Annotated in this window: 8 protein-coding genes; 4 read left to right on the top strand and 4 right to left on the bottom strand. The window is 69.3% G+C overall.

All coding sequences use genetic code 11. The features are described from left to right. Positions 1-517, bottom strand: a 517-nt coding sequence (locus G6018_RS01555) for a hypothetical protein (protein ID WP_206685248.1), incomplete at its 3' end; no start/stop codon positions are given. 48 nt (positions 518-565) lie between these two features. Here G6018_RS01555 and G6018_RS01550 point away from each other — a divergent pair. Then, positions 566-754: a hypothetical protein gene (locus G6018_RS01550; RefSeq protein ID WP_179525403.1), complete on the top strand. Its 189-nt coding sequence runs from the start codon at positions 566-568 to the stop codon at positions 752-754. Between the two features lie 47 nt (positions 755-801). Further along, positions 802-4,716 carry an ATP-dependent RNA helicase HrpA gene (hrpA, locus tag G6018_RS01545; RefSeq protein WP_182638535.1) on the top strand — a complete coding sequence of 1,305 codons (3,915 nt, stop codon included), beginning with the start codon at positions 802-804 and terminating at the stop codon, positions 4,714-4,716. A 58-nt stretch (positions 4,717-4,774) separates the two neighbouring features. Here the strand turns inward: hrpA and nrdR are convergent, their stop codons facing one another. Further along, positions 4,775-5,230 (bottom strand): transcriptional regulator NrdR, encoded by a 456-nt coding sequence (nrdR, locus tag G6018_RS01540; protein ID WP_179525405.1) that lies wholly within the window; start codon positions 5,228-5,230, stop codon positions 4,775-4,777. A 706-nt stretch (positions 5,231-5,936) separates the two neighbouring features. Here nrdR and lexA point away from each other — a divergent pair. Continuing rightward, on the top strand, positions 5,937-6,605 hold the full coding sequence (lexA, locus tag G6018_RS01535; RefSeq protein ID WP_182638534.1) for a transcriptional repressor LexA: 669 nt from the start codon (positions 5,937-5,939) through the stop codon (positions 6,603-6,605). A 39-nt stretch (positions 6,606-6,644) separates the two neighbouring features. Here lexA and hflX read toward each other — a convergent pair whose 3' ends face one another. Both hflX and dapF read right to left on the bottom strand, forming a co-directional pair. After that, positions 6,645-8,093 (bottom strand): GTPase HflX, encoded by a 1,449-nt coding sequence (gene hflX, locus G6018_RS01530; RefSeq protein ID WP_179525408.1) that lies wholly within the window; start codon positions 8,091-8,093, stop codon positions 6,645-6,647. 14 nt (positions 8,094-8,107) lie between these two features. Further along, entirely contained in the window at positions 8,108-9,034 is a 927-nt protein-coding gene (gene dapF / locus G6018_RS01525; RefSeq protein WP_182610347.1) for a diaminopimelate epimerase, read from the bottom strand. Between the two features lie 118 nt (positions 9,035-9,152). On the opposite strand from dapF, the gene G6018_RS01520 reads away from it, so the two are divergent. Next, positions 9,153-11,238: malate synthase G (locus G6018_RS01520; RefSeq protein ID WP_182638533.1), on the top strand; the 2,086-nt coding region annotated here is incomplete at its 3' end.

Genomic DNA, 11,238 nt, shown 5'->3' with positions numbered 1-11,238 from the left:
CGGCACCGCCGCTCCCTCCGGCACTGCCGCCCCGTCCCGCTCCCGGCCCCGTATCGGAGTCGCGATCGAGTGTGTGGCGTCCCCGGCCCGCCCACCGGCCCCGGGCCCACCGGGCGGTCAGCCGCCCCGCAGACGGGAACGACACGCCGTTCAGGCGGGCGATCGTCTCCAGGAGCGCGTCCTCCTGCGGGGACCCGGTCTCCGGGGAGATCTGGCGGAACCACGCACGTTGTCCGTAGGGACCGGTCCACTGGCGCACCGCCGCCTCGAGGTCGTGGAGTTGGACGCCCCGTTGCCGACGCCCCGTCCACACGTCGGTCAACGCCCGGCCCATCTCCGCGTGCCAGAGCAGCGGGGGCAGGTCGTCGAGGACCACCGCCACCCCCACGTGGTTCACGGGGGAATTGGTCAGGGTCTGGATCAGCCGGTCGGCGGTCGTGCGCCCACGGAACAACCACAGGTCCCCGGTCCGGGTGCGGTGGGCCGCGGCGGCCAGCGGGACGGTGTCGAGACTCATGGTGCGATCCTGCCAGGTGCCCCGGCGAGAGGATCTACCCTTGACGCCATGGCACCCCGCGGACGGCAGTGGCTCAAGATGGTCGGCGCGGCCGGGGTGGTCGGAGTGGCCGCCACCGGGATCCTCGCCGCACGGACCGAACGCCGGCGGCAGTCGTACGAGCCGGAGGAGATCCGGGAGCGACTGCACCAGCGCTACACCCGCATCCAGTCCCGCCGGGAGGGTGGCACGGCCTGACACCCGGATCGATCCCCACACCGGGTCCCGATACCCTGGCGGACACCATGTCGACGTCTCCCGCGCCCGCCCCCGAACTGCGCCGGGCCCGGCACGATCTCCTGGTCCGGCTCGACGACGTCGGCATCCTCGACGCCCACCGGTTCCGGTCGCGGATCCGCAGGGCCCGCGCCGACCAGTTGGACGACCTGGGCGGGCAGATCGACGCCGCCGCCGCTCGTCTGCGTCGGCGTGCGGAGTCGGTTCCGACCCCGGAGTATCCGGAACAACTGCCGGTCAGCGCCCGTAAGGACGAGATCGCGGCGGCGATCCGCGACAACCAGGTCGTGGTGATCGCCGGCGAGACCGGATCCGGGAAGACCACCCAGATCCCCAAGATCTGTCTGGAACTCGGCCGCGGCGTGCGCGGGATGATCGGCCACACCCAGCCCCGCAGGCTGGCGGCCCGGTCCGTCGCCGAGCGCATCGCCGAGGAACTGGGGGTGGAGACCGGCCGGCTGGTGGGGTCGGCCGTGCGCTTCGACGACCGTACCGGTGCCGACACCGCGGTCAAACTGATGACCGACGGGATACTGCTCGCCGAGATCCGACGGGACAGGCTGCTGCGCGCCTACGACACGATCATCATCGACGAGGCCCACGAACGCAGCCTCAACATCGACTTCCTGCTCGGCTACCTCCGGCAGATCCTGCCCCGGCGGCCGGACCTCAAACTCATCATCACCTCCGCCACGATCGACCCCGACCGCTTCGCCCGCCACTTCGCGGATCCGGCGGGCCATCCCGCCCCTGTCATCGAGGTCTCCGGTCGCACCTTCCCCGTGGAGATCCGGTACCGGCCGCTCCAGGTCGACCACGCGGACCGGACCATCGACCTCGACCCCCTGGACGCGCTCGCCGATGCGGTCGGCGAGCTCCTGGCCGAGGGTGACGGCGACGTACTCGTCTTCCTCTCCGGCGAACGCGAGATCCGCGACGCCGAGGAGGTGCTCCGGGGGCGGAAATTCAAGAGCACCGAGATCTTTCCGCTTTTCGCCCGACTCACCTCCGCCGAGCAGCAACGGGCCTTCCGTCAGCATTCGACCCGGCGCGTGGTCCTGTCGACCAACATCGCGGAGACCTCGGTGACGGTCCCGGGGATCCGCTACGTCGTGGACACCGGCCTCGCCCGGATCTCCCGCTATTCGACCCGCACCAAGGTCCAGAGGCTGCCGATCGAGCCGATCTCGCAGGCCTCCGCCGCACAGCGCGCCGGCCGCTGCGGCCGCGTCGCCGACGGCATCTGCATCCGTCTGTACTCGGAGGACGACTTCGACTCCCGGCCGGAGTTCACCGACCCGGAGATCCTGCGCACCAACCTGGCGTCGGTCATCCTGTCGATGGCCGATCTCGACCTGGGTGCCGTGGACGACTTCCCGTTCGTCGAACCACCCGACCGCAAGGCCGTCCGAGACGGCATGACGTTGCTCACCGAGCTCGGGGCGCTCCGGACCGACGACGACGAACACCCGCACCTGACCAGGGTGGGCCGCGACATGGCGTCCCTCCCGCTCGACCCGCGCCTGGCCCGGATGGTCGTGGAGGGCCACCGAAACGGCGCCCTGGGGGATGTCCTGGTCGTGGTCGCGGCCCTGACCGTGCAGGATGTCCGCGAGAGGCCCGCCGAGGAGCGCGACAAGGCGGACCAGCTCCACCGGCGCTTCGCAGACAAGTCCTCCGACTTCCTGGGCTACCTCAACCTGTGGCGCTACCTCACCGAACAGCGGCGCGAGCTCTCCGGCAGCGCGTTCCGGAAAATGTGCAAGGCCGAGTACCTGCACTGGTTGCGGATCCGCGAGTGGCAGGACCTCACCGCCCAGTTGACCAGCATGTGCCGCGAGCGGGGCTGGCATCCACCGTCCGGTCACGCCGCGGAGGACGACCTCCACAAGGCGATCCTCTCCGGACTGCTCACCAACGTCGGGATGAAGGACGAGGACACCAGGGAGTTCCGCGGCACCCGCGGTATCCGCTTCCAGGTGTTCCCCGGTTCCGATCTCGCCCGCAAGCCGCCGCGATGGATCATGGCCTCCGAGTTGGTCGAGACCTCCCGACTGTGGGCCCGGGACGTCGCGCGCATCGATCCGGTCTGGATCGAACTACTCGGGGGGCATCTCGTCCGCACCCAGTACTCAGAGCCGCACTGGTCCGACGCCCAGGGCGCGGCGATGGCCTACGAGAAGGTGCTGCTCCTGGGGCTGCCCGTGGTCGAGGCGCGTCGCATCCTCCTCTCCAGGGTCGACGCACCGCTCGCGCGGGAGATGCTCGTCCGGCACGGGATCGTCGAGGGACGATGGACCACCCGCATCCCGGTGATCATGGAGAACGCCGTGGCCGTGGAACAGGCGCGGGAGCTGGAGACCCGCAGTAGACGCCGCGACCTCGTCATCGACGACGACACCCTGGTCGGGTTCTACCTCGAGCGGCTCCCCGAGGACATCACCTCCGGCCGCCACCTGGAATCGTGGTGGCGTAAGCAGGGCCGGGAGGACCCGGATCGTCTGCGTCTTCGCCCCGAGCAGATCCGCACGTCGGACACCGCCCCGGCCGCCTCCGAGTTCCCGCCGATCTGGCGCCAGGGCGAGCGGGACTTCGAGCTCAGATACTCGTTCGACCCGGGGGTCGACTCCGACGGCATCACCGTGCGGATCCCTCTCCCCCAGCTGTCCTCGGTCGCGACGTCCGGCTTCGAGTGGCTCGTCCCCGGCCTGCGCGAGGAGCTGTACACGGAGATGCTCCGGACGCTCCCCAAGTACCTGAGGCGTCTGTGTTCCCCGCCCGCCGAGTACGCGGCACTGCTGGCCGGTGACCTCGCCCCGCGGTCGGCACCGCTCCCGGTGGCGCTCGCCGCCGCGCTCTCGGCCCGCATAGGCACGACCGTCGAGCCCCGCGAGTTCCACCCGGAACAGCTCCCCGACCATCTCCGCATGCGTTTCGAGGTGGTCGACGGTGACGAGGTCGTCGCGGCCGGTACGGACCTGGGAGCACTACGCAGTCGGTTGGTGGACAAGGTCCGTGCCACGCTCAACTCCAGACTCGTCCCCGATGACGGACCTCATCGGGCGTGGACCGCGGACACGATCGGGGACCTGTCGCCCTCGATCACCGGCACGGTCGACGGTGTGGAGGTGACGGTCTACCCGGCCCTGCAGGTCCGCCCCGACGGCATCCACCGGATCGCCTGCGCCACAGAGACGGAACGTCGAGCCGCGCAGACGACAGCGGTACTGACCCTGATCTCAGCGGACCTGATCTCGGCGGCATCGATAGTCCGGGGTCGTCCGGTCGAGCAACGCCTCGCGCTCACCCAGTATCCCCACGGGGGTGCCGATGGACTGGTCTCGGACGCGGCGCTGGCGGCGTGCGGGCGGCTGATCGCCGGACGCAGAGGAGAGCCGGTACTCACCGTGCACGACTTCGACGAGTTGCGAGCGCGCGCGCGATCCGAGGCGCCGGCCGCCATCACGGCCTCGATCTCCGCCGCCCTTCCGGCGTTGGTCGCCGCGCAGTCGGTCTCCGCCCGGCTGGACCAGGTACCACGCGACCTCGCGGACGACGTCAGGCCCGCTCTGGACTTCCTCGTGGGAAAGGGATTCCTCGCCCGACACCCGGCGGAGGTCCTCCCGCAACTGGAACGCCACGTGAGGGCGATCGACCTCAGGCTGGACCTCGCGGAGAAGTCACCGTCGAGGTACCGGGAGCTCGCCGCCCGGTTGGAGAAGTCGGAGGCCACTGTCGCGGAGGCGACGGCGGCGCTCCGCCGACGACCGGGTGGGGCGCGGGCAGCCCGGGATCTCCGGTGGATGTTGGCCGAATACCGTGTCGGCCTCTTCGCGCAGTCTCTGGGTACCGCGCGCCCGGTCTCCGCCGAGAGGATCGAGAAGGCGGTCGCCGCCGCGCTCTCCCGGCGGAACGCGCGTTGAGCCCTCACACCGCCCGTACACAGGAGCCGATCCCGGTGCGACGCGGAGACGACCGGGACTAGTGAGCAGCGTGCCGTTCGCGAAGGGCGATGATCTCGCTCTCGAAATCCGCAGCGGAACTGAATTGTTTGTACACGGAGGCGAATCGCAGATACGCGACCTCGTCCAGATCTTGTAGAGGCCCCAGGATCGCCAGCCCGATCTCGTGAGCGGGGACCTCTGAGGCGCCGCCGGCCCGGACAGCGTCTTCGACCTGCTGCGCGAGCCGCCGGAGCGCGTCCTCGTCGACCGACCTCCCCTGGCACGCGCGTCGCACACCGCGGACCACTTTGTCGCGGCTGAAACGCTCCGTCACACCGTTGCGCTTGAGGACGGTCAACAACGGGGTCTCGAGGGTGGTGAACCGGTGTCCGCAGTCGGGGCACTCGCGTCGACGCCGGATCGCCTGCCCTTCGTCGACCGACCGCGAGTCGATCACCCGTGAGTCCTCGTGGTGACATATGGGGCAGTACATTCCAGCTTCGCCATTCGTCGACCTGGTCCGAACCGCTCCGCCGGCCGGAGCCGACGGCGGTGCGGGGGCGACGGGCCGCCGTCCCGGGTCCATTCTAGGAGGCGATACCGTGGGTCACGCGTAGGCGGGCCCGCCCAGGAGTGCCAATGCGAGCAGCATCAGGATTCCGAAGACGATTCCACAGGCCACCAGAGCCCACGTCGGCACATCGTCCACCACCGGCGCACTCGACCTCGCCTCGCTACCGCATGCCCTGACCCTTTCCGCGGACGCGGGGCGGACGAGCACTCGCCGTCCGGGCGCCACCGACCGCGTGGCCGTCTGGCGCCCCCGGTCGAGCGTGCGGATGACGGGACGGGCCCCGGCATCAGGGCGGGGACGCACCCTGGACGAAACGGGCCGGTCGTGATCGGTCACGCAGACCTCCGTCCAGGGCACGGAGGGACGCGATCGTGGCTGCATCTCCATAACGGTCATGAGAACTCCCAACTCGATACGGTGTGCGAACCTCATTCGCACGCCCGTGTGCCTTGTTGTGCACATCTGTTCGAACCCGAACCTGCCTAGAGTTGTATCACGCGGGTCCGACAGAGTCGACATTCGTGGCGACATTTCTTCGAACACCTGTGTGGCGCTCACGTCCGACGGGCAGTAGGGTGTACACAGATAGCGACGTCGAACACCCATTCGCCGAAGGGACCCCCACATGCCCAAGCCCGACTTCGAGGCCCTGACGACCCGCCAGAAGAGCGTTCTGTTGCACATCCACGACACGGTCAAGGACCGGGGCTATCCCCCGAGCATCCGAGAGATCGGTGACGCCGTCGGTCTGCAGTCGACCTCCTCGGTGGCCCACCAGTTGCGGACGTTGGAGAAGAAGGGCTTCCTGACCCGTGATCCGCACAAGCCGCGGGCGGTCGACGTCCACGGCGTCCCGGGGCAGCGGTCCCGAGGTCGTCGCGCGCCCGTCCAGCAGGAGACGCGTCCCAGCGGGGCCGTGGAACCCGTCTACGTCCCTGTCCTGGGGCGGATCGCGGCCGGCGGTCCGATCCTCGCCGAGCAGGCGGTGGAGGAGGTCTTCCCCCTCCCCTCCGACCTGGTGGGTTCCGGGGACCTGTTCATGCTCAGAGTGGTCGGCGAGTCGATGATCGACGCCGCGATCTGTGACGGGGACTACGTGGTGGTGCGCCGTCAGAACGTCGCGGACAACGGCGAGATCGTGGCGGCGATGATCGACGGGGAGGCCACGGTCAAGACTTTCCGCCGGGATTCGAGCGGGGTGTGGCTCCTGCCCCACAACCCGTCGTTCAGTCCGATTCCCGGGGAGCACGCGACGATCCTCGGAAAGGTCGTCACGGTCTTCCGCAAGCTCTGAGCCGGCCGGATCCGAGTGTCGCCTGATCCGTCGACGGGGTCAGGCGACACCGTCACGGGATCCGGGGACCCGATACTCCCCGAGCTCTCCGGCCACGGAGGCCGGAAGCCGGACCACGATCCTCGTGCCGTCCTTCGTGTGATCCTCGTCCACCACGGCGCCCTCCGCGTGGACACGGGAGACCACATCACCCCGGGTGAACGGGATCTCGAGTGTGACCTCCGTGTCCCCGGAGGCGACCACCCGCATTATTCGGTCGAGGAGCTCGTCGAACCCCTCACCCGTCGCCGCCGAGACGAAGACCGCGTCCGGCAGGGCGTGGTGCAGTTCCGTCAACACCACCGGGTCAGCGACGTCGACCTTGTTGATCACCACGAGTTCGCGGGGCCTCTCGGCCTTCTGCTCTTCCACGACGTCGTTGATGACGGTGCGGACGGCCTCGATCTGGCGCAGGGGGAAGGCGTCCGATCCGTCGACGACGTGCAGGAGCAACTCGGAGTCCACGACCTCCTCCAACGTCGAGCGGAACGCCTCGACGAGCTGGGTCGGGAGGTGTCGGACGAATCCGACCGTATCTGTGAAGACCACGACCCGCCCGTCGGGGAGCTCGGCCCGCCGCGTGGTGGGGTCCAGCGTGGCGAACAGAGCGTTCTGGACCAGTACGCCCGCACCGGTCAAGCGGTTGAGCAGGCTCGACTTCCCGGCGTTGGTGTACCCGGCGATCGCGATCGACGGCACCGGGGTGGCGCGACGGCGATGCCGCTTGGTGTCCCGGGCCTGCTTCATGCCCTTGATCTCACGGCGCAGCCTCGCCGTGCGCTCCCTGATTCGGCGGCGGTCCGTCTCGATCTTGGTCTCACCGGGACCACGGAGTCCGACGCCTCCGTTGCTGCCCGCCCGGCCACCCGCCTGCCGGGAGAGTGCCTCACCCCAGCCACGCAGTCGCGGGAGCATGTACTCCATCTGCGCCAAGGACACCTGGGCCTTACCCTCACGGCTGGTCGCGTGTTGGGCGAAGATGTCGAGGATCAGCGCGGTGCGGTCGATCACCTTGACGTTGACGACCTTCTCGAGCGCGATGAGCTGACCCGGCGTGAGCTCGCCGTCGCAGATCACCGTGTCCGCCCCCGTCGCGGTGATCACGTCCTTCAGGGTCTTGGCCTTCCCCGAACCGATGTAGGTGGCGGGGTCCGGCTTGTCGCGGCGCTGGATCAGCGCGTCGCAGACCTCGGAGCCTGCGGTCTCGGCGAGCTGTGCCAACTCGGCCATCGCGGCCTCCGCCTGGGCGGCGGTGCCCTCGGTCCAGACCCCGACCAGCACGACCCGCTCGAGGCGGAGTTGGCGGTACTCGGCGTCGTTGACGTCCTGGAGTTCGGTCGACAACCCGACGACCCGGCGCAGCGAGGAGCGCTCCTCGAGCTGGAATTCTCCGACCGAAGGGTCATGGTCTCGTGTGGCCCGGTCAGGGGCGGTGTCATCGATAGTCATTCACCGGCATCATCTCACAATTCCGGTCGGGACGCCTCCGTGCGGCGCGCGGGTAGCGGTCGCCGGTACCGCCCCTCGGCGACGATCACGGACGGCCCCGTCAGAGTGGAACCCACGCCGGTCAGGGCCACCGCGACCTCTCCCCCGGGAACGGACACCACCACGTCACCGGTGGCCTGTCCGGCGTCGGCGAGGGCCGCGACGGCCGTGGCGACGATTCCGGTGCCGCAGGACATCGTCTCCCCGGATCCTCGCTCGTGGACGCGCATCGACACCCGACCGTCGGTGAGCGGGGTGGCGATCTCCACGTTGACGCCGGCGGGGAAGAAGCCGGTGTCGAACTCGGGCGCCTCGTGCACCGGCAGTTCGCGCAACCCGTCGGCCCCCAGGCCCGGGACCACGCACGCGAGGTGGGGGTTACCCATGTCGACGGCGAGTCCGGCGTACACCCGGCCACCGAGCTCCACGGACGAGACCCCGAAAAGCCGGGGCTCGCCCATGTCCACACGGACCACGGCCTGGTCACCGTCATGGATCAGAATATCGGCGGGCCGAGGACCGGATCGTGTGCCCACGGGGATCCGGCCGGCCCCGACCCTGCCGGTCGCCACCAGGGCGTGGGCGAACACCCTGACCCCGTTCCCGCACATCTCCGCGATCGATCCGTCTGCGTTCCGGTAGTCCATGAACCAGTCCGCGGCGTCGACGCCCTCCGGGAGGACGGCGAGGACGCCCTGGTCGACCAGTGCACCCGCGGTGGCGATGCGCAGCACCCCGTCGGCGCCGAGGCCGGCCCGTCTGTCGCAGACGGCGCGCACCAGGTCCTCGTCGAGGTCCACCTCCGCGTGGTCGTCGGGCAGGACCACGAAGTCGTTGAGCGTTCCGTGCCCCTTGATAAAGGCGAGGCCGTCGAGAGTGGCGGTCGGGGGCGCGGGTGTCATGCCATCAGATCCTAGCCAATCCGACCGCCGTTCCACGCTGCGGAAAACCCGGATGATCCCTCGGCAGGGGGGCACTACAGTCGGAGGCGAGAACGGTCCCTATGTGAGGAGAGCATCGATGTCCGAACGCATCACCGTCGGCGACGTCCAGGTCGACGAGGTCCTGTACGACTTCGTCAACACCCAGGCGATCCCGGGCACCGGGGTCGATCCCGACGCGTTCTGGGCGGGAGTCTCCGAGATCTTCACCGACCTGGCCCCGCGCAACCGCGAGCTGCTCGCCGTCCGCGACGACCTGCAGTCGAGGATCGACTCCTGGCACCACGAGAACCCCGCCCCGATCGACCCGGCCACCTACCGTGCGTTCCTGCAGGAGATCGGCTACCTGGTCCCGGAGCCGGACTCCGTTCAGGTCAGCACCCAGAACGTGGACGACGAGATCGCCACGGTCGCGGGCCCCCAGTTGGTCGTGCCGATCATGAACGCGCGTTTCGCGATCAACGCCGCCAACGCCCGGTGGGGTTCGTTGTACGACGCGCTCTACGGCACCGACGCGATCCCGGAGTCCGGTGGGGCCGAGCAGGGGTCCTCCTACAACAAGGTCCGCGGGGACCGCGTCATCGCCTGGGCCCGCGAGTTCCTCGACGACGCCGCGCCGCTCGACTCCGGCAGTCACGTCGGCACCACGGGCTACACCGTGGTGGACGGCCGACTGCAGGTGACACTCGCCGACGGGGCGACGACAGGCCTCGCCGATCCCGCACAGTTCGTCGGCTACCTGGGCGACGGCGCCGCCCCGACCTCGGTCCTCCTGCGCAACAACGGCCTTCACGTGGAGGTCCAGATCGACGCCGACTCACCGATCGGATCGACCGACTCCGCCGGCGTCAAGGACGTTGTCCTGGAGTCCGCCGTCTCCACCATCATGGACTTCGAGGACTCCGTCGCGGCCGTCGACGCCGAGGACAAGACCCACGGCTACCGCAACTGGCTGGGTCTGATGAAGGGCGACCTCTCCGAGGAGATCAGCAAGGGCGACAAGACCTTCACCCGCGTCCTCCACGACGACCGGGTCTTCACCGCGCCCGACGGATCCGGCGAGGTCCGGCTCCACGGCCGCTCGATGCTCTTCGTCCGCAATGTGGGGCATCTCATGACCACCCCCGCGGTCCTCGACGCGGACGGGAACGAGTTGCCCGAGGGCATCCTCGACGCCCTGATCACCTCGCTGGCGGGCATGCACGGCATCGCGCCGGGCAACGAGCGCGGCAACAGCCGCACCGGGTCCATCTACATCGTCAAGCCCAAGCAGCACGGCCCGGCCGAGGTGGCCTTCACCACCGAGCTGTTCGGCCGGGTCGAGGCGCTCCTCGGTCTGCCGGAGAACACCCTCAAGGTGGGCATCATGGACGAGGAGCGGCGCACCTCGGTCAACCTCGCCGCCTGCATCGCCGAGGCCACCGATCGCGTCGTCTTCATCAATACCGGCTTCCTCGACCGGACCGGGGACGAGATCCACACCTCCATGGAGGCCGGCCCAATGATCCGCAAGGGTGAGATGAAGTCCGCCCGCTGGATGACCGCCTACGAGGACTTCAACGTCGACACCGGCCTGGCCTGCGGTCTGCGCGGTCGCGCGCAGATCGGGAAGGGCATGTGGGCCAAGACCGACCTCATGGCCGAGATGCTCGCCGAGAAGATCGGGCAGCCGAGGGCCGGCGCCAACACCGCGTGGGTGCCGTCGCCGACCGGCGCGACCCTCCACGCGACCCACTACCACCGGGTGAACGTGATGTCCCGACAGGAGGAACTCCTCGCCGGCGGACCGCGCGCGAGCGTCGACGACATCCTCAGCGTCCCCCTCGCGACCGACACGAACTGGACCGACGCCGAGAAGAAGGAGGAGGTCGACAACTCGTGCCAGACCATCCTCGGTTATGTCGTCCGGTGGGTCGAACAGGGCATCGGCGTCTCGAAGGTGCCGGACATCCACGACGTCAACCTGATGGAGGACCGCGCCACCCTGCGGATCTCCTCGCAGATGCTCGCCAACTGGATCCGTCACGACATCATCACGGCCGAGGACGTCGAGGACTCGTTGCGCCGGATGGCGGAGATCGTCGACCAGCAGAACGCCGGTGACGAGGCATACCGGAACATGGCGCCGGACTTCGACTCGTCGATCGCCTGGCAGGCCGCCCGCG

Source organism: Dietzia sp. DQ11-44 (assembly GCF_014145205.1).
Classification (GTDB): Bacteria; Actinomycetota; Actinomycetes; order Mycobacteriales; family Mycobacteriaceae; genus Dietzia; species Dietzia natronolimnaea.
The sequence above is the reverse complement of the archived record's forward strand: the minus strand, read 5'-3'. Positions and strand labels throughout refer to the sequence as shown.

What these genes read in the sequence shown, in the direction of transcription:
- G6018_RS01550 (WP_179525403.1), top strand. Translation starts at nt 566, where the DNA reads ATGGCACCCCGCGGACGGCAGTGGCTCAAGATGGTCGGCGCGGCCGGG.
- hrpA (WP_182638535.1), top strand. Translation starts at nt 802, where the DNA reads ATGTCGACGTCTCCCGCGCCCGCCCCCGAACTGCGCCGGGCCCGGCAC.
- nrdR (WP_179525405.1), bottom strand. Translation starts at nt 5,230, where the DNA reads ATGTACTGCCCCATATGTCACCACGAGGACTCACGGGTGATCGACTCG.
- lexA (WP_182638534.1), top strand. Translation starts at nt 5,937, where the DNA reads ATGCCCAAGCCCGACTTCGAGGCCCTGACGACCCGCCAGAAGAGCGTT.
- hflX (WP_179525408.1), bottom strand. Translation starts at nt 8,093, where the DNA reads ATGACTATCGATGACACCGCCCCTGACCGGGCCACACGAGACCATGAC.
- dapF (WP_182610347.1), bottom strand. Translation starts at nt 9,034, where the DNA reads ATGACACCCGCGCCCCCGACCGCCACTCTCGACGGCCTCGCCTTTATC.